Annotated in this window: 21 protein-coding genes; 14 read left to right on the top strand and 7 right to left on the bottom strand. The window is 67.4% G+C overall.

The features are described from left to right. Positions 1–19: 19 nt before the first annotated feature. The 3 genes from D5S18_RS26820 to D5S18_RS26810 all read left to right on the top strand — a co-directional run bounded on the left by D5S18_RS26820 (position 20) and on the right by D5S18_RS26810 (position 2,072). Positions 20–967 carry an MBL fold metallo-hydrolase gene (locus D5S18_RS26820; protein ID WP_120043863.1) on the top strand — a complete coding sequence of 316 codons (948 nt, stop codon included), beginning with the start codon at positions 20–22 and terminating at the stop codon, positions 965–967. A gap of 5 nt (positions 968–972) precedes the next feature. Next, positions 973–1,542 (top strand): carboxymuconolactone decarboxylase family protein, encoded by a 570-nt coding sequence (locus D5S18_RS26815; RefSeq protein ID WP_120043862.1) that lies wholly within the window; start codon positions 973–975, stop codon positions 1,540–1,542. A 107-nt stretch (positions 1,543–1,649) separates the two neighbouring features. Then, on the top strand, positions 1,650–2,072 hold the full coding sequence (locus D5S18_RS26810) for a pyridoxamine 5'-phosphate oxidase family protein (RefSeq protein WP_120043861.1): 423 nt from the start codon (positions 1,650–1,652) through the stop codon (positions 2,070–2,072). A 21-nt stretch (positions 2,073–2,093) separates the two neighbouring features. Here the strand turns inward: D5S18_RS26810 and D5S18_RS26805 are convergent, their stop codons facing one another. From D5S18_RS26805 to D5S18_RS26790, 4 genes are all read right to left on the bottom strand, one after another. Further along, positions 2,094–3,269, bottom strand: coding sequence for an erythromycin esterase family protein (locus tag D5S18_RS26805; RefSeq protein ID WP_120043860.1), 1,176 nt, complete (start codon positions 3,267–3,269; stop codon positions 2,094–2,096). Positions 3,270–3,364: 95 nt separating this feature from the next. Then, positions 3,365–4,129 (bottom strand): SDR family NAD(P)-dependent oxidoreductase, encoded by a 765-nt coding sequence (locus D5S18_RS26800; RefSeq protein ID WP_203236928.1) that lies wholly within the window; start codon positions 4,127–4,129, stop codon positions 3,365–3,367. Continuing rightward, positions 4,126–4,938: a molybdenum cofactor biosynthesis F family protein gene (locus tag D5S18_RS26795; protein WP_120043858.1), complete on the bottom strand. Its 813-nt coding sequence runs from the start codon at positions 4,936–4,938 to the stop codon at positions 4,126–4,128. The genes D5S18_RS26800 and D5S18_RS26795 overlap by 4 nt, the downstream gene beginning before the upstream one ends. Continuing rightward, positions 4,935–6,242, bottom strand: a complete 1,308-nt coding sequence (locus D5S18_RS26790) for an APC family permease (protein WP_203236927.1) — start codon at positions 6,240–6,242, stop codon at positions 4,935–4,937. Before D5S18_RS26790 ends, D5S18_RS26795 begins: the two co-directional genes overlap by 4 nt. A 353-nt stretch (positions 6,243–6,595) precedes the next feature. Here D5S18_RS26790 and D5S18_RS26785 point away from each other — a divergent pair, with 353 nt between their 5' ends. Next, complete coding sequence (locus tag D5S18_RS26785; RefSeq protein ID WP_120043857.1) at positions 6,596–7,156, top strand: hemerythrin domain-containing protein; 561 nt, start codon at positions 6,596–6,598, stop codon at positions 7,154–7,156. A gap of 4 nt (positions 7,157–7,160) precedes the next feature. Here D5S18_RS26785 and dmpG read toward each other — a convergent pair whose 3' ends face one another. Genes dmpG through D5S18_RS26770 form a run of 3 tightly spaced genes read right to left on the bottom strand, consistent with a single transcriptional unit; the run spans position 7,161 to position 9,993 of the window. Next, on the bottom strand, positions 7,161–8,183 hold the full coding sequence (gene dmpG / locus D5S18_RS26780; protein WP_120043856.1) for a 4-hydroxy-2-oxovalerate aldolase: 1,023 nt from the start codon (positions 8,181–8,183) through the stop codon (positions 7,161–7,163). Next, positions 8,180–9,169 (bottom strand): acetaldehyde dehydrogenase (acetylating), encoded by a 990-nt coding sequence (locus tag D5S18_RS26775; RefSeq protein ID WP_282434891.1) that lies wholly within the window; start codon positions 9,167–9,169, stop codon positions 8,180–8,182. The genes dmpG and D5S18_RS26775 overlap by 4 nt, the downstream gene beginning before the upstream one ends. A 14-nt stretch (positions 9,170–9,183) precedes the next feature. Continuing rightward, positions 9,184–9,993, bottom strand: coding sequence for a 2-keto-4-pentenoate hydratase (locus D5S18_RS26770; protein ID WP_239004020.1), 810 nt, complete (start codon positions 9,991–9,993; stop codon positions 9,184–9,186). Positions 9,994–10,111: 118 nt separating this feature from the next. On the opposite strand from D5S18_RS26770, the gene D5S18_RS26765 reads away from it, so the two are divergent. The 10 genes from D5S18_RS26765 to D5S18_RS26720 all read left to right on the top strand — a co-directional run bounded on the left by D5S18_RS26765 (position 10,112) and on the right by D5S18_RS26720 (position 18,020). Then, a complete protein-coding gene (locus D5S18_RS26765) occupies positions 10,112–10,867 on the top strand; it encodes an IclR family transcriptional regulator (protein WP_120043854.1) in 756 nt (251 codons plus the stop codon). An 88-nt stretch (positions 10,868–10,955) separates the two neighbouring features. Further along, positions 10,956–11,798: an alpha/beta fold hydrolase gene (locus D5S18_RS26760; protein ID WP_120043853.1), complete on the top strand. Its 843-nt coding sequence runs from the start codon at positions 10,956–10,958 to the stop codon at positions 11,796–11,798. Further along, a complete protein-coding gene (locus D5S18_RS26755; protein ID WP_120043852.1) occupies positions 11,795–12,085 on the top strand; it encodes a hypothetical protein in 291 nt (96 codons plus the stop codon). Before D5S18_RS26760 ends, D5S18_RS26755 begins: the two co-directional genes overlap by 4 nt. Then, entirely contained in the window at positions 12,078–12,917 is an 840-nt protein-coding gene (locus D5S18_RS26750; protein WP_120043851.1) for a DODA-type extradiol aromatic ring-opening family dioxygenase, read from the top strand. Before D5S18_RS26755 ends, D5S18_RS26750 begins: the two co-directional genes overlap by 8 nt. Next, on the top strand, positions 12,914–13,264 hold the full coding sequence (locus tag D5S18_RS26745; protein WP_203236926.1) for a non-heme iron oxygenase ferredoxin subunit: 351 nt from the start codon (positions 12,914–12,916) through the stop codon (positions 13,262–13,264). The genes D5S18_RS26750 and D5S18_RS26745 overlap by 4 nt, the downstream gene beginning before the upstream one ends. Next, positions 13,261–14,568 carry an aromatic ring-hydroxylating oxygenase subunit alpha gene (locus D5S18_RS26740; RefSeq protein WP_120043850.1) on the top strand — a complete coding sequence of 436 codons (1,308 nt, stop codon included), beginning with the start codon at positions 13,261–13,263 and terminating at the stop codon, positions 14,566–14,568. Before D5S18_RS26745 ends, D5S18_RS26740 begins: the two co-directional genes overlap by 4 nt. Further along, positions 14,565–15,086 (top strand): 3-phenylpropionate/cinnamic acid dioxygenase subunit beta, encoded by a 522-nt coding sequence (locus tag D5S18_RS26735; RefSeq protein WP_120043849.1) that lies wholly within the window; start codon positions 14,565–14,567, stop codon positions 15,084–15,086. Before D5S18_RS26740 ends, D5S18_RS26735 begins: the two co-directional genes overlap by 4 nt. Next, positions 15,086–15,964 (top strand): SDR family NAD(P)-dependent oxidoreductase, encoded by an 879-nt coding sequence (locus D5S18_RS26730; RefSeq protein WP_203236925.1) that lies wholly within the window; start codon positions 15,086–15,088, stop codon positions 15,962–15,964. Before D5S18_RS26735 ends, D5S18_RS26730 begins: the two co-directional genes overlap by 1 nt. Next, the gene (locus D5S18_RS26725; RefSeq protein WP_120043848.1) at positions 15,961–17,097 is read left to right on the top strand and encodes an NAD(P)/FAD-dependent oxidoreductase; all 1,137 of its coding nucleotides are present in this window, start codon (positions 15,961–15,963) and stop codon (positions 17,095–17,097) included. Before D5S18_RS26730 ends, D5S18_RS26725 begins: the two co-directional genes overlap by 4 nt. Further along, positions 17,094–18,020, top strand: a complete 927-nt coding sequence (locus tag D5S18_RS26720) for an NAD(P)H-dependent flavin oxidoreductase (protein WP_120043847.1) — start codon at positions 17,094–17,096, stop codon at positions 18,018–18,020. The genes D5S18_RS26725 and D5S18_RS26720 overlap by 4 nt, the downstream gene beginning before the upstream one ends. Positions 18,021–18,050: the final 30 nt, after the last annotated feature.

Here is an 18,050-nt window from a genome sequence, read left to right as displayed (position 1 = left end):
AATCGAATAGAGGAACTGCATGTGTGCTGAGTACATCGGCGGTCTGCACGAGATCGCACCTTCGACCTACGCCTACCTGCAACCCAATGGCTCCTGGGGCTGGAGCAACGCCGGATTGATCCGCGACGGCGAGGAAGCCCTGCTCGTGGACACCCTGTTCACCGTCGAGCTGACCCGTCGGATGCTCGCGACCATCGAGCGCGCGCTGCCCGCGCTCGATATCCGGCTGGTGGTCAATACCCACGGCGACGGCGATCACTGGTGGGGCAATCAGCTCGTCTCCGGGTCCACCATCATCGCCTCCGCCGCGGCGGTGCGGGAGATGCGCCATGCGGGTCCGGCGGGATTCACCTCCGCCCTGGAGGCGGGCAAGGCGGACCCGAGATTCGCCGAACTCGCGAAACTATTCGCGGACTTCGACTTTCGCGACATCGCCCCGACCTATCCCGCCATCGCCTTCGCCGGCGAACTCGAGGTGAGCGTGGGCGCGCGCACCGTGCGCCTGATCGAGGTCGGCCCGGCGCACACCGAGGGCGACGTCCTGGTGCACGTACCCGATCAGCGGGTGCTGTTCACCGGGGACATCCTGTTCATCGGCGGCCATCCGGTCGTGCATTCCGGACCGGTCGACCGGTGGATCGAAGCCTGTGACCTCATCCTCGACCTCGACGTGAAAACCATTGTCCCCGGCCACGGTCCGGTGGTCGGCAAGGCGGAGGTCGCGCACTTCCGCGACTATTTGACGCGGGTGCGCGACCACGCCGTCGCCGCGCACGGGCGGGGCAGCACCGTCATCGAGGCCACGCGCGAATTCGACCTCGACGGCTTCGCCGACCTCGACGACAACGGTCGCCTGCTGCTGAATATCGGTGCGGTGTATCGCGAACTCAATGGCGACGGCACCCCCGACGAACGAGAACTCATGCCGATCATGCACGAACTGACCCGCCACTACGAAACCCGGTGAACCCCATGACCATTCCACGCATCGCACCTGCCCCCGCCGATCTGATCCGTCCGATCCTGGCCCCGCTGTTCGATCAGGAAGTCGACCCGGAGCTTCCCGGCGCGCATCTGGCCACCATGCCGGTGCCGAACGCGCTCGCCACGATCGGAAACAACCCTGCCCTGCTCACGGTGCTGGCCCCGCTGTTCGGCGCCCTCGTTCTCGGGAAACTGCCCGTCCGCGACCGCGAACTGGTCGTCCTGAGCGTCGCCCACCGCACCCACGCCGCATACGAGTGGGCGCACCACGTTCTCATCGGCACCCAAGCAGGCCTCACCGCAGCGGATATCGACCGCATCCCACTCGGCCCGGACGCACCGGACTGGACCCCGCACGAGTCCGCCCTGCTGCGCGCGGTGGACGAATTGTCCGCGGACCGCATCCTCTCCGAGGAAACCTGGCGCCAACTCGCGACCACGTACAACCAAGAACAACTCTTGGAACTGTTGACCCTGATCGGCACCTACACCATGGTCGCCTACATCCTGAATTCCTGCGGCGTGCAACTGGACTCGTGGGTCCCGATCCCTAGTTAGGTTGGGCGCCGGTCGATTTCGAGTCCCGGCCGCTGATGCGGGAATGTATCGGCCGTCACATCTGTTGGCCCGGGTAGTTATTGACCGACAGAGGAGGGTTCGGCGATATGCCGAGAGCGTTCAATGAAGTCGAGCGGCAGGAATTCCTTGCGGCGCAACATGTCGCGGTGTTGTCCGTGGCCGCCGAGGCGGGCAGGCCACCGGTGAGCGTGCCGATCTGGTACGACTACAGCCCCGGTGGGAATATTCTGATCAACACCGGGGCCGGGACCCGCAAGGTCCGGCTCATTCGCGAAGCGGGCTCGGTGACGGTGGTCGTGCAGCGCGAGGAGTGGCCCTACCAGTACGTGGTTGTCGAGGGCACCGTGATCGAGGTGACCACGCCCACGCCTGCACCTGTCCGCGAGGCCATCGCCATCCGCTACCTCGGCGAGGAGGGTGGGCGCGAATTCGCTCGCGGAAAGGATGGGGTCGAGTCCGTACTGTTCACGATTCGACCCGATCGCTGGATCTCGGCCGACTTCTCCTAGGGTCGACACAGGCCCCGGCCGCTACCAGTACTGCTGCTGCTTCCCGTCGGTATCGGCGAGGAAGATCACCGCGTCGGCGCGGTCCAATTCGGTGGGGTTCAACGGGAGATGGCCGCGCGCCATCGGTTTGTCGACGCCGATCGACGTGGGGAGCGCGGCAAGAAGTTCGCGGGTGGGGAATAGCGCGCGGCGCGTAGTCGCCGCGGCCAACATTCCCTGCAGGGTGTTCGGATCGCTGTCGGGTTCGGCATCGGTGGCCACGAACAGATAGTGGTCGCCGAGATGCCTAGCGACCAGCGATCCGGCACTGCCCCAACCTATTTCGGCACCGGACCGGCGGCGCAGATGAAGATTGTGCGCGAAGACCAGGCTCGGCCCGCGCCCCCGTTCCCGTGCGCGGATCGAGAGCAGGTTGTCGGCCATCATCTCGGTGCGCAGACTGAACAGCTGGTCGACCCGATCCTCCGATCGATTCGCCATGGTCGCGTGAAAACGCAACAGGCCCAAGGCGGTTCGCGCATGCGCGGCGGCCTCGAAGTAGCCGGTCGGGTCGGCGGCCGCCAGGTCGGGGGCGGCGCGGCGCAGGGCGCTCGCGAGATCGTCGGCAATGGTGCGCAGGGCGTGGGTGCGTGCGGACTCGCCGAGGGCGACGGCCGGATCGAAAACGGCCGCCGGGTCCGTCCACTGCGCATCCTCGCCGAGCAGTTCCGCGACGGCGCGCGCCGATTCGGGCCGCAGCGCGGCAGGTAGATACTCGATGACCGAGGTCAGCGCGCGGCGCGGACTCGGAACACCCGGTATCTCGATCGGCGCGTCGAAACCGTAGAAACGCACACGGTCCTGCGGCGGGCGTCCCGCATTGTGCGCGCGCAGCCATTCGACCAGCGCGCGATTGGCCGGGAACGCACCCCATCCGTGGCTGAAGCCGGTCTCCATGACCTCGTCCGGATCGGATTCGGCCCCGTTGACATAGTCGTCGACCCGGAACGCGGCGAACAGATCGATCTCCAGCATGATCGACCGGTAGCCGCGCCCCACGAGATGCCGCAGGATGTCATTGCGCAGCAACGGAAATGCCGTGACACCGTGCACCGGCTCACCGAGCGCGAACACTGTCGGCTCGGTGGCCAGCAGTTCGTCCAGGGCGAAATCATCGAATTCACGGCCGATCCCACCCAATGCCGGGACAGTTGACATGAGCACTCCTTCGAGTAGGAACTGCCCTCGATGCTATCGTTGAACAAACGGTAGAAGCTTCCATGGCAATTACCGTGTGCCAGCCGGTAGAACCCTCAAGCCGGAAAGGACGATCGGCAGAGATAGCCGAAGTCGGAGACCAGACCGACGCCATTGACGGCGGCCGATACCGGCGAGGTCAGGTACAGCACGTGGGAGGCGACCTGAGCCGGATCCTGCACCGGGTACGGCGCGTCGGCGAAGCCGCCCGGTTCGATGCCGAGATCCCTTCTGGCCATGGGCGTGTCGACCACCGACGGGCAGACGCAGTTGACGCGGACGCCGTACTCGGCGAGTTCGACCGATAGCGCCCGAGTCAGTTGCAGCACAGCGCCTTTGGATGCGTTGTAGGGCAGCATCCCTGGCGCGGCCACGAATCCGGAGTCCGATCCGAGCAGCACCACCGTCGGGGAGTTCGCCGAGATCAGATGTCGCCGTGCGTGTTTGACGAGCAGAAATGGGCCGCGCACATTGACCGCCATGACGGCGTCCCACTCGGGCACAGTGATCTGCGCCAGCGGCTTGCCGAAGGGGCCGGAGACGCCCGCGCAGGCGACCACCGCGTCGAGGCCCGCCGGGGCGGCGACGGTAGCCACCGCCGCCGCGACCTCGGTCTCGTTCGTCACGTCGGTGTGCACGAAAGTCGCTGCCACACCGTGTATCTCGCTGAGTTCAGCGGCCAACTCCGCGCCGCGCACGTCGCGGTCGAGCAGACCGAGCCGAGCGCCCTCCGCCGCGAAGGCCTCGGCGCAGGCACGGCCGATTCCGGAGGACGCCCCGGTGATCAGTACCGTCCGGCCCCGCAGGCGCAGGTCCATCATGACCCCGCCGGATCGAGTTCGGCCGGGTGCGCGGTATTGCTGAGCAGTCGGCCGACGGCGCCGAAGGTGAAGTGCGTCGGCGTCTTCCCGGTCTCGTCCAGACCGAACAGCGCGCCGTGCGAGCGCAGATTCCGCTGATCGCGGTGGTCGGCGACGGTGACGGCGGCGCAGGGGATCACTTTCTCCCGCCAGGTGAAGACGTAGATTCCCGGCCGAAGTTCGTACACGGTGTTCTCGTCGGTGTCGGCGAGACCGCGTTCCGGACCTGCCAGGCACTGCCAGGTGTACCAGTGCTGGCTGAGGTAGATGTGCTCGTAGGCGTGGTCTTCGCTGTAGACCCACAGCGCGCGGCGGCCGATCAGCACCGTGGTCGGTGCGGGGGCCGGTCCGGTCGGCTCGATCCCCTCGATCCGGGAGGGCACGAATTCCTGTCGAACCCTGGTGTGTCCGGGTTTCGGATCGGCGATGGTGGTCACGATCGACAGGGCGTGCCCGTTGCTGAGATCCAGCATGAGGCTCACGGCGGTGGCGGGTTCGTCGGTGTGGTGGAACTGGGCGTAGATCAGCCCGTCGGCCACGTCGAATGCTTCGTATTCATCGGTGCCGTTTTGGCTTTCGCCCGCAGCGGGCACATAGTCCCATTGCACATTGTTCGCGGCGAACCGGTGGGTAATGCGGGTGCCGCGCTCGTCGACCACGGTGACGGTGCGACCGGCGAGCGCCGAGGAAAGCTGGGCCTTATTGGCGTCGAATCCGCGCTGCAACCCATCCAGTGGCAGCCAGGTCGAGGTATCGGACAGTGTGGTCATGCGGTTTCCTCCAATTCGTTGGTCGGATTGCGTTCGAGATCGGTGCGCAGCGCGGCGTAGACCGTCGGTCGTCGCTTGCGCAGCAGGAAGGCGTAGCCGAGGGCGGCCAGCGCGACGGCGGGCAGCACCCACGGCAGCCTGGCGACCACCGGATCATCGGAGCCAGCCAGCGTGGGGAAATTCGCGAGGGCGAGGGCCACGATGCTCGCCAGGCCCAGCGCGCCGATACCGGGCGCGACCAGGGTCCGCACGATGCGGGCGTCCCCGGCCCGACGGAAGTGGGCGATGATCGCGAGCGCCGCGAGCAGTTGCAGCGCCAGGACCGCCAAGGTGCCGAAACCGGTCATACTCGCGGTCAACTGGGCGACCGGATCCAGATGCGCCAGCCAGAAGATCGCGGCCACCACGGAGGCGAAACTCAACTGGGCGATGGCCGCGTTCTGCGGTGCGCCATTGCCGCGGGTCCGTCCCAGGATCGCGGGCAGCACTCCGACCCGACCGAGCGCGTAGAGGTAGCGGGTCGCGGAATTGTGCAGGGCGAGTAGCGCCGCGAACAGGCTCACCACCAGCAGCAACTGCATGACTTTGGTCAGCGTGTCGCCCAGGTACTCCCGCGAGATGGAGAATACCAGATCGCCCGTGCTCAAATGCGCCTGCGCGACATCCTTGGCCTGTTCGACGCCGATCGCGCTGATCACCGCCCAGCTGGTGAACGCGGCGAACGCGCCGATGAACCCGATCGCGGTATAGGTCGCGCGCGGCACGGTGCGCAGCGGATTCTTCGCCTCCTCACCGAACAGCGCGGTCGCCTCGAATCCGATGAAGGCGTTGGCGGCGAACAGCAGCGCCAGCCCGATCCCGCCTGTGAAGGCGACGCCGGGATCGAAGACCGACAGCGAGAAGCCGTGCCGGAACAGCACACTGAAATCGAGCACCAGCAGGATCGACACCTCGAGGATCAGCGACGCGCCGAGCACCTTGGCGCTCACCGCGATCCCGCGCCTGCTGAACAGGAACACGAGCACCACCGAGATCGCGCTCCAGATGCCCCAATTCCAGCGCAGGCCCACGACATCGCCGAGCACGCTCGCGGTGAAGAACCCGCTGGTGCCGACCGCGCCCGCGACGAAGCAGTTGTAGCCGAGCAGGGCGAGGAATCCGGCGACCAGACCGAGCGTCGGCCCCAACCCTTTGACCACGAAGGCGTAGAACCCGCCCGCGTTGGTGAGCAGGCGCGACATCTGCCCGTATCCGACGGCGAAGAGCAGGAGTACGGCGGTCGCGATGACGAAGGCCGCGACCATCCCCCGCCATTGCCGACCGCGATCCCGAGCGCGGCGATCACCACCATCCCGGTCAGCGGGGCCACGGCCGCGAGCACCAGGAATACCACGCCCGCAACGCCAAGGGCATTGCGCGCCAAGGCAATACCGTTCGGCGGCGCATCCGCCCGCACTGGTCTGTCGCTACGGCTCATGGTCGACTCCTTCAAGACCGCGCCCGGTATCCGGGTTGGCCCAGAAGTTACGGATTCTCGACCCCGCTCCAGTAGCCGATCAGTGCACACCCCTTTTCAATCCGCGACCTGTGGGGGTCGCGGGTATTAGGGTCAGGGCAGCGTTCGTCACCGGCAAACCCGAGTAGCGAGGAGTCGACCATGCACCGGGACGTAGTCGAATTGCTGACAGAGCAGCACGAGCAGATCCGCACCCTGCTCGATCGGCTGCAATCCCAGGACGAGACAGCGGACAGGCGGACGCTGTTCGCGGAGTTGGTGCGCCTGCTGGTGGTGCACGAGAGCGCCGAGGAGATCGTGGTGCACCCGGTGGTCCGGCGCGGGCTCTTCGGCGTCGAGGACCATGTGAAACCGCGCATCGCCGAGGAGAAGGCGGCCAAGTTGGCGCTCGCCGAACTCTACGACCTCGGCGTCGACCATTCCGAGTTCGATATCAAGCTGGCCGATTTCGCCGAGTCGATGCGCGAGCACATGGCGCGCGAGGAGGCCGGGGAGTTCACGGTGCTGCGCACCCAGATCTCCACCAGCAAACTCGAGCGGATGACCGGCTCCATGCGCTGGGTCGAGGCGGTGATGCCGACCCGCCCGCATCCGCACGCGGGCGAGACGGCGGTGGCCAATCTGTTCGCCGGTCCGCCCCTGGCGCTGTTCGACAAGGCCCGCGACGCACTGCGGGATTGGTTGCGCACCCAGGACCTGTGAGAGCTCAGCTCGCCTTTCGCTGCGCGGCCAAGGTGAGCGCGATATCGACGATCATGTCCTCCTGGCCGCCGACGAGTCTGCGGCGGCCCGCCTCCATGAGCAAGGTGCGGGCGTCGACGCCGTAGCGTTCGCTCGCGGCCTCGGCGTGCCGCAGGAAGCTGGAGTAGACGCCCGCGTAGCCGAGGGTCAGGGTTTCGCGGTCGACGCGGACGGGGCGGTCCTGCAGGGGGCGCACCAGGTCGTCGGCCGCGTCCTGCAGGGCGAAGACATCGCAGCCGTGCTGCCATTCGAGCAGGTTCGCGACCGCGATGAACGCCTCGATCGGCGTATTGCCCGCACCGGCGCCGTGCCCGGCGAGGGAGGCGTCCACCCGCCAGGCCCCGTTCTCGACGGCGATGACGGAGTTGGCGACCGACAGGGACAGATTCTCGTGCGCGTGGATGCCGATCTCGGTGCCCGCGTCGAGGAGGTCGCGGTAGGCGCGAATGCGCTCGCGAACACCGTCCATGGTGAGCCTGCCGCCGGAGTCGGTGACGTAGACGCAGTGCGCGCCATAGCTTTCCATCAATTTCGCCTGTTCGGCCAACTTGTCGGCCGGTGCCATGTGGCTCATCATCAGGAAGCCCGCGACATCCATGCCCATCTCGCGGGCGGTGGTGATGTGCTGGGCCGAGACATCGGCCTCGGTGCAGTGGGTGGCCACCCGCACCGACCGGACGCCGAGATCGTAGGCGCGGCGCAGATCCTCAACAGTACCCACGCCGGGCAGCAGCAGGGTGGTCAGGCGCGCCCGCCGCACATTGGCGGCGGCGGCCTCGAGCCAGGCCCAGTCGCTGTGCGAGCCGGGACCGTAGTTGACCGAACCGCCCGCGAGTCCGTCGCCGTGCGCGACCTCGATGGCGTCCACGCCCGCGGCGTCGAGCGCGGCCACGATCCGGCCCACGTTCTCGGGGGAGATGCGGTGGCGGAGGGCGTGCATACCGTCGCGCAGGGTGACGTCCTGGACGAACAGGGTGGTGGGGCTCATCGGGCGTTCTCCTTCTGCGACTGCGCGATTCGCTGCGCGACCTGAAGGGCCGCGGAGGTCATGATGTCGAGGTTGCCCGCGTAGGCGGGCAGGTAGTCGGCCGCGCCTTCCACTTCCAGGAAGACCGAGACCCGGTGCGTTGGCATGCGCGCGCCGTCGGCGAGCAGGGTGTGCGCGGGCTGATCGGCCGGAATCGGGTCGATCTGGATTTCCTGTTTGAGGCGGTAGCCGGGCACGTAGGCCGCCACATCGTCGACCATCTTCATGATCGAGGCGCGGATCTCGTCGTGGCTGCCGGGATTGGCGGCATCGACGAGGCAGAAGACGGTGTCGCGCATGATCAGTGGCGGTTCGGCCGGGTTGAGGATGATCACCGCCTTGCCGCGTTCGGCCCCGCCGACGACCTGGATGGCGTGCGAGGTGGTCTCGGTGAACTCGTCGATATTGGCGCGGGTGCCGGGTCCGGCGGAGCGGGAGGAGATGGAGGCCACGATCTCGGCGTAGGCGACCCGCACCACCCGCGAGACGGCGGCGACGATCGGAATGGTGGCCTGACCGCCGCAGGTCACCATGTTCACGTTCGGGGCGTCGAGATGATCGGCGAAGTTGACGGCGGGCACGACGAAGGGACCGATCGCGGCCGGGGTCAGGTCGATCATCCGCTTGCCGAAGGGGGCGAGTCGAGAGTTGTTGTGCTCGTGGGCTTTCGCCGAGGTCGCGTCGAAAATGATCTCGATGTCGGCGAATCCGGGCAGTCGCACCAGCCCTTCGACGCCCTCGTGTGTCGTCGGGACGCCGAGGGCGGCGGCGCGGGCCAGTCCGTCGGACTGCGGATCGATGCCGACCATGGCCGCGGCCTCGAGCAGGGGGGAGCGCAGGACCTTGATCATCAGGTCGGTGCCGATATTGCCGGATCCGATGATCGCGACTTTGGTGCGAATAGTGTTGTCGCTCTGCGACATGATTCGCTCTCTTCGTTCGCTCATGGGGCTATTGCCTTTCACTCGAAGGTGGCCGTCACGTGGCCGAGTCCGTGGATGCGCGCCTCGACCACCGCGCCGGGGGATACGGGTCGCATGGGTCCCAGCGCGCCCGAGAGGATCACCTGTCCGGCGCGCAGCGGGTTCCCGAAGGTTCGCGCCTGCCGCGCCAACCAGGACAGCGCGTTGAGCGGGTCGCCCAGGCAGGCGGCCCCGGTGCCGGTGGACACCTCCGCGCCGTCGATGAGCATGCTCATCGACGCCTCGATGGGTTCGAATTCGTCGAGGGTTTTGCGCTCCGTGCCGAGGACGTACACGCCGCTGGAGGCATTGTCGGCGACGGTGTCGGCAAAGGTGATGTCCCAGTTGGTGATTCGACTGTCGACGATCTCCAGCGCGGCGACCGCCTCGGCGACGGCCCGACGGCACCGGGCCGGGTCGAGCGGGCCTTCGGCGAGATCCTCGGCGAGGATGAAGGCGATCTCGGCCTCCGCCTTGGGCTGGAGCAGCAGTTCGGTCGCGATGGTGTCACCGTGACCGTAGGCCATATCGGCGAACAGCACCCCGAAATCGGGCTGGTCCACTCCGAGTTGCCGCTGGACGGCCTCGGAGGTCGCGCCGATCTTGCGTCCCACCACCTCGATGCCTGCCCGAACCCGGAAGGCGTTGAAGCGCTCCTGGATTCGGTAGGCGGTGTGTACGTCCTGCGGGTCGATCAGGTCGCGCACTGGTGCGCAGGGGCGGCGTTCGGCGGCCGCCTCGGCTAGGCGGCGGGCGGCGCTATCGACTATGGCGGCGTCCACCTGGACGGGGTCGACAACTGCTGACACAGCGACCTCCTCTCGTGTCGTACGGTGCGGGCGGCGACCAGTTGACCTCGGTCGCAGGGGCGCGCGCAGTACATTCGGTCCAGTCAGTGGACCGCTCGCAAGAAATGAGGCTTGGGCGATGGAATCGAACCTGGACCCGCGTTCGGTGCTGGGTCGGATCATGCTGATCCTGGACGCGTTCGCGGTGCAGGACCACGCGGTCGGGCTGTCGGAGCTCGCGCGACGCACCGGACTGCCCAAGGCCACCGTGCACCGGATGTGTCAGGACCTGGTCGCGGCGCGGCTGCTCAGCCTCTCGCCCGCCGGTTATCGACTGGGGCTTGGCTTGTTCGAGTTGGGTCTGCGCGCGGCCGTGGAGCGCACCCTGCTCGAGGTGGCGGTGCCGTTCCTGCAGGACCTGTACGCGCGAACCAGGGAGACGGTGCACCTCGGCGTGCTCGAGGGCGATGAGGTCGTCTACGTGTCCAAGATCGGCGGCCACCGTCAGGTGAGCGCGCCGTCGCGGGTCGGCGGTCGAATGCCGCTGTACTGCACCGCGATCGGCAAAGCGCTGCTGGCGCACAGCGATCCGGCGACCGTGGAGCGGATCCTGTCGGGCCGCCTGGTTCGGCGCACGCCGCGCACGATCGTCGCACCCGGTCTGCTGCGCGCCCAGTTGGCGCGGGTGCTCGAGGACGGTGTCGCCTACGAGTACGAGGAGTCCTCGGTCGGCGTCGCCTGCGTCGCCGCCCCCATTCTGAGTGCCGAGGGCCACCCCGTCGCCGCCCTCTCGGTGACCGGTCCAACCTCGCGGTTCCGTCCGGCCGATCAGGTGAATCCGGTCCGTGCCGCCGCGGCGGGCGTGGCCTCGATCCTGGCCCGCCGTCCGCGCTGACCCGACAAAGCCCCTCTTGACGTCGGCCCATACTCGGTCCTATCGTTCGATCAATCAATCAATCGAATGACTGGAAGGGGTCGCGGACATGCCGCAGAGCGTTGCCGACCATCTCATTCCGCGAACGCGCATCGTCGAGGCGGGTGGAATCCCGACCAAGGTCGTCACCGCCGGATCGGGCCGACCGATCGTGCTGCTGCACGGCTCCGGGCCGGGCGTCTCGGCCGAGGCCAACTGGTCGGACGTGATCCCCGACCTGGCCGAGGACTTCCAGGTGATCGCGCCCGATATCGCGGGCTTCGGCGCATCCCTCGGACCCGAGGGCACGGCCTACGGGATCAAACTGTGGGTGCGTCAGCTCATCGAACTGCTCGACGCGCTCGAACTGCCCTCGGCCACCCTGCTGGGCAACAGCTTCGGCGGCGGACTCGCGCTCGCCGCGACGCTGCGGCATCCGGGGCGGGTCGACGGGCTCGTCCTGCTCGGCACCCCGGTCGGGACCTTCACCATGACCGAGGGCCTGCGCTCGGGCTGGCACTACGAACCCGACGAAGCCGAGATGCGGCGGATCCTGGAGATCTTCTCGCACGATCCGGCCCTGGTCACCGACGAGATGGTTCGGCAGCGGTACGAGGCCAGCGCCCGTCCCGGCGCGCAGGCGGCCTTCCGGAAACTGATTCCCGAACCGGGGCCTGCGGGCACACCGGTCAAGGGCGTCCCGGAGGAATCGCTGCGCACCATCGAGCAGCCGACACTGATCCTGCACGGCCGCGAGGACACCGTGATCCCGCTCGAGTTGGCATACCGTGCGGCGCGCAATATCCCGAACGCCGATCTGAAGGTATTCGGTAATTGCGGCCACTGGGTGCAGTTGGAGCGTCCCGCCGAATTCCGCACCGAGGTCCGCGACTTCCTGGGCAGGTTGAAATGAGCCGATCCGGCCTGGAGAAGGCGCTCTACGACATCATCGCGGGCAAGCAGGCGCGCGAGAGCTTCCTCGCAGACAGTTCCGGATTCCTGGACAGGTACCGACTCGATCCGCAGGAGCGGGCGGACCTGGGCGAGGTGGACCTGCCCGCGCTGCGGGAGCGCGGCGCCAATCCGATGCTGCTGTGGGGGATGTGGATGACCTTCGGCGATCGCACCATGTCCGGCTATCTGTCCGAACTGCGCGGCGGCCGCACACTCTCGATTCGGAAGGATCGCGACAATGGCTGAACTGGTAGGCGGCTTCCTGGTGCCGCACGATCCGATGGTCCTCACCGATCCGGACGCGCCCGCCGAAGCGGTCCGCGAGCGCATCGCGCGGGCCTACGACGAGGTGGCGCGGCGGGTCGCGGAGTTGGACGCCACCACCTTGATCATCATCGGCACCGATCACTACATGCTGTTCGGCCCCGGCTGCCTGCCGCAGGCGCTGATCGGCAGCGGGGATATCGACGGACCGCTGGAACGGCTGCCCGGCATGCGCAGGCGGCCGCTGCCCGACAACAAGGCGCTGGCACGGCATTTGGTGCGGCACGGACATCGGAGCGGGATCGACTGGGCGGTCGCCGATACGCTCACCGTCGACCATTCGGTCGCGATCCCGTACTTCCGGATCGGCGCGCAGGCCGATCTCGCGGTCATCCCGATCTATCTGGCCTGCGGCGTCGAACCGCTGCTGCCGCTGCGTCGCGCCGCGCAGATCGGGCAGAACCTGAAAGCGGCCGTCCAGAGCTGGGATTCGGACGAGCGGGTCGTGATCATCGGCAGCGGCGGCATCAGCCACTGGGTCGGCACCGACGAAATGGGCCGGGTCAATGAGGAATTCGACCGCATGATCCTGGATCTCGTGGTGCGCGGCGACACCGAGACCCTGGCCGCGTTCACCGACGAGTACATCCTCGAACACGGCGGCAATGGCGGCCTGGAGATCAGGAACTTCCTCGCCGCGATGACCGCGCTGGGACCGTGCACCGGCAATATCATTGCCTACGAGCCTGTTCCGGAATGGATCACCGGACTCGGTTTCGCCGAACTCGTGCCCGCCGAGCGGACCGGATCATGACCGCCGACACCGCCGCGGCCTGCCATCTCGGACCGGTCGACGCGCTCGACGGCCGGGATATGGTGCGGATGACGCCGCAGGGTTGGCCACCGCTGCTGATCTACCGCGTCGAGGGCGAATATTTCGCCACCGCCGACACCTGCACCCACGCCACCGCCTCGCTGGCGGAGGGCGAACTGGAGGGGCACACGATCGTCTGTCCGGTGCACTGGGCCGAATTCGATATCCGCACCGGAAAACCGCTGTGCTTCCCGGCGACACGCGCCTTGGACACGTATGCGGTTTCGGTTGCCGACGGCCAATTGTATGTGCGCCGGAAAAGCAGTATTGGAAGTGACGAACAATGAGTAACTCGGTATCCCTCGACCCCCAACTCCTGAACGAGGGTTGGCTGCCGCGCGAGATCTTCTGGTCCGAGGAGATCTATCAGCTCGAACTCGAACGAATCTTCGCCAGGGCCTGGGTATTCCTCGCACACGACAGTCAACTCCCGAAGGCCGGATCCTTCCTCACCACCAGGATCGGCGAGGACGAGGTGATCGTGGTCCGCGGTCGCGACGGCAAGGTCTCGGCCTTCCTGAACAGTTGCCCGCATCGCGGCAATCGCGTCTGCTCGGCGGAGGTCGGGGTGGCGCGCGGCTTCGTGTGCAACTACCACGGTTGGTCGTTCGGGTTGGACGGATCGCTGCGCGGCATGCACGAATCCGATTCCTACGACCGCGAACCCACCTTCGATCGATCCAGGCTCGGCCTGAAGAAGGTGGCGCAGATCGAGAGCTACAAGGGTCTGCTGTTCGCCACTTTCGACGCGGACGCGCCCTCGCTCCCCGAATTCCTCGGCGATTTCACCTATTACCTGGACGTCATGCTCGACAACGATCCGGGTGGCACCGAATTCTTCGGCGGCTGTATCTCCTCGATCCTCGGCTGCAATTGGAAGATCGCCGCCGAGAATTTCGCGGGCGACGCGCTGCACGCGGGCTGGACGCACGCCTCCGGGGCCGAGGCCATGCTCGGCGGACCCGTTGCCCCGCTGGGTGATCCGGCCAATGAGAGCTACCACGTCAATGTCAACGGGCACTGCTGGGAATTCAACCTCGACGGTGTCGGCAATGCCGCCACGCTCGGCGACAAGGGCATTGTTCGCTATCTGCGCGAGAACGAGCGGAATTTCGCGCAGCGGCTGGGGGAGACCCGCGCCAAGATGGTGGGTTCGGTCGCCTCGGCCAATGTCTTCCCCAACTTCTCGTTCCTGCCGGGGCAGAACACCTTCCGCACCTGGCAGCCGCTCGGCCCGCACAAGACCGAGCTGCGGACCTGGGTCCTGGTCAACCGCAATGCCCCCGAAGAGGTCAAACAGGCATGGAAGAAGGGCGCGATGCTGACCTTCTCGCCCTCCGGTGTCTTCGAGATGGACGACGGCGAGAACTGGGAGGGCTCCACCCACAGCAATCGGGGCTTCGTGACCCGACAGCAGCCGCTGCACTACGGACTCGGACTGGAAAGTCGGGTGGCGCATCCGGAATTGCCCGGCAATGTACACCGCGGGCAGATCAACGACGCCAATCAGCGAGCGTTCTACCGCCAGTGGTCGAAGATGATGACCTCGACCGACTGGTCCGAACTCCTGGATCCGAGGGCCGCGCGATGACGACAGTGGAAACACCCGGTGCGGAGCTATATTTCGAGGTGCGGACCTTCCTCGCACGCGAGGCGCGGCTGCTCGACGAGGAGCGCTATCCGGAATGGTTGGCGCTGTTCACCGAGGATGGGACCTACTGGGTGCCCGGCATCGAGAACCGCGGCCGCCACGATCGCAGCGGCACCTACGCCGCCGAGCGCATGGCCTACTTCGACGACACCGTCGCGGACCTGCGCCACCGAGTGGACCGGTTCACCGCGCCGACGGCATGGGCGGAGGATCCGGCGACCAGGCACCTGCACGTCATCTCCAATATCGAGATCGAGACCTGCGCTGTGCCAGGCGAATTGACCGTGCGCTCGGTGTTCGTGAACTATCGCGGTCAGGGCAGCGCCGATTCGGCCGTCCTGTACGGGCGGCGGGTCGACCGGTTGCGCCGGGTGGACGGCGAGTTGCGCATCGCGGCGCGAAAGGTCGTGCTGAGCCACGCGACCCTGCCCGCCAAGAACATCAACACCTTCTTCTGATGGGGCGGCTGGAAGGGCTGATCGCCCTGGTCACCGGCGGCGGCGACGGCATCGGCAGGGCCGTGGTGGACCGGTATGTGCGCGAGGGCGCAAAAGTCGTTGTGCTGGAACGTGACCGGAAGCTCGCGCAGGCGGTCGAGTCGGCGCATCCGGATCGGGTCGCGGCCGTGGTCGGCGATGTGCGCGATCCCGAGGCCCATCTCACGGCCACCGAGCGGTGCCTGGAGACTTTCGGGCAGCTGGATATCTATGTCGGCAATGTCGGCGTCTACGACTTCGGCGCCAAGCTGGCGGATCTGGACGTGCTCGAGTTGCCGGAGCATTTCCACCAGGTCTTCACCATCAATGTGCTCGGCTATCTGCTCGGCGTGCGGATGGCGCTCACCGCGCTGCGTGCCAGTCGCGGGTCGATCATCCTCACCGGTTCCTCGAGCGGGTCCTACGCGGGTGGCGGTGGCGCGCTGTACGTCGCGTCGAAACACGCGGTGGTGGGCCTGGTTCGGCAACTGGCCTACGAATTCGCGCCGGAGGTGCGGGTCAACGGGATCGCGCCGGGCGCCACCCGCACCGGACTGACCGGTGTCGGCGACCTCGGCGGCGGACGCGCGCTGCGCGAGGAATCGCGACTGCTCGACGGGATCGCCAGGGCCATCCCGCTGGGCTTCGTCAGCGAGCCCGAACACCATGCCGGACTGTATGTCTCGCTGGCCAGTCGGGAGGAGTCCGGCTTCGTGACCGGTGCGATCTTCCCGAGCGACGGCGGACTCGAGGTGCGCGGGCGGCCACAAGGAGCCGGCCTGAACGGGTCAGGCGCGGAGGCGGTAGCGAAGCGTGACCATGGAGCGTCCCCGTTCAGGCCAAAAGGAGACAGGCGATGACAGCACCTCCGGACCGCGTGGTCATCGTCGGCGGCGGACTCGCGGGCCATACGGCGGCCGCGACCTTGCGTTCCCAAGGGTTTCATGGGGCCGTCACGCTGCTCACACAGGAGTCCGCCCACCCCTACGATCGGCCGCCGCTGTCCAAAGAACTATTGCTGGACAGCAAGTTTCAGCCGATGCTTGGTCCGGACCTGGCCGACCTCGATATCCGGGTGCATACCGAAACCGCGGCGGTCGCGATCCGGGCGGGTGAAATCCATACCGCGAGTGCGACTTTCCCGTTCGACGCCGCCGTGCTGGCACCCGGCCTGCGCGCGCGGAACCTGCCGGGCGCACCGCAGGCCATGGTGCTGCGCGATATCGAGGACGCGATCCGGTTGCGTGCCGAATTGCGGCCGGATCGTTCGGTGCTGATCGCGGGCGCGGGACTGATCGGCTCGGAGGTCGCCACGGCCGCCGCTGCCCTCGGCTGCTGTGTCACCGTGGTCAGTCCCGAATTCGGACCGGCCATGCCGGGAATCCCGAACGAGGTGCTGGCGCAGATCCGCGGCTGGTACGACGAGTGCGGCATCGAGCTGGTCACGGGCGTGCGGGCGATGGAAACCAGCGCCGCCGGCGTACTTTTCAGCGATTCCAGCGTGCGCGCCGCCGACCTGGTGATCGCCGCCATCGGTGGCGTCCCGGCGACCTCGTGGCTGACCGACGCGGTCGAGGTCGATCGGCGCGGATTCATCGTCGCGGACGAATATCTGCGCACCACCCTGCCCGGCGTCTACGCGGTGGGCGACGCGGTCTCCTGGCGTTCCAAGCGCTACGGCGGCGAGACCCATCTCGAACACTGGCAGCACGCTGCCGAATCCGGCCAGGCGGCGGCTCGAAATATCCTCGGCGACAACGAGATCTACGATCCGCTGCCGTACTTCTGGTCGCATCAGCTCGGCCACAGCCTGCACTACGTCGGCCGCCACGACCCGGACGACCACTGCGCGATCGAACCGGATCCCCGCTCGGGCCGCGCGGTGACCTGGACCCGCGACGGCCGCCCCACCGCCGTGCTCGCCATCGATGCCGCGCATCTGGTGCGCCGCGCCCGAACTGCCATTGATACGAAAGCGAGTGTGGCGCGATGAGTTTCGCCGAATTGGTGGGATCGCTGCGAATCCCGGTCATGGCGGCCCCGATGTTCCTGGTCTCGGGCACCGAAATGGTCACCGCCGCGGCCCGTTCCGGTGTGATCGGCGCCTTTCCCGCCGCCAACGCGCGCACCATCGACGATCTGGGCGCGATGATCGATGACATCGCGCGCGATGTCGACGGGGGAGCGTGGGGCGTCAACCTCATCGTGCACCGCACCTACGATCGACTCGACGCCGAACTGGCCCTGCTGCGTTCGGCCGCGCCCGCACTGGTGATCACCGCGCTGGGGACGCCGCGACGCGCGCTCGCGGCAGTACACGACTGGGGCGGTTTGGTTTTCGCCGATATCAGCACCCCGGAGCAGGCCCGCCGCGCCATTGCCGCGGGCGCCGACGGACTCTCGGCCGTCTGCTCGGGTGCGGGCGGGCACACCGGGCGATACAGTCCCTTCGCGCTGATCGCCGCGATTCGGGAATTCTGGGACGGACCGCTGATCGCGGGCGGTGCGGTGTCCTCGGGTGCGGGTATCCTCGCCATGCGGGTGCTGGGCGCGGACCTGGTCAATGTCGGCACGCGACTGCTCGCGACCGCGGAGAGCCGCGCTCCCGAGGGCCATCGTCGGATGGTGATCGAGTCGACGATCGCCGATATCACCACCTCCGATACGGTGACGGGCGTTCCGGCCAACTGGCTCACCGCCAGCCTCAGCCGCCACAGCGGGCAGCCGACCGGCATCGACTTCTCCGGTGCCATCGCCGAATCCAAGGCGTGGCGCGATGTGTGGTCGGCGGGCGAGGGCGTCGGCGCGGTGCGCGCCGCGGAATCGGTCGCCGAGGTCGTCGCCGCCCTCAGCGCCGAATACGAGGCCGCCCTGGCCGACCTGCGGATTTCGCAACCGCTGTCCACATCCGAATAAACGACGAGTTCGACAAGATCTACATCCAAT

Source organism: Nocardia panacis, from assembly GCF_003598715.1.
Taxonomy (GTDB): domain Bacteria; phylum Actinomycetota; class Actinomycetes; order Mycobacteriales; family Mycobacteriaceae; genus Nocardia; species Nocardia panacis.
Note: the sequence above shows the minus strand (reverse complement) of the source record. Positions and strands in the feature narration are given on the sequence as shown.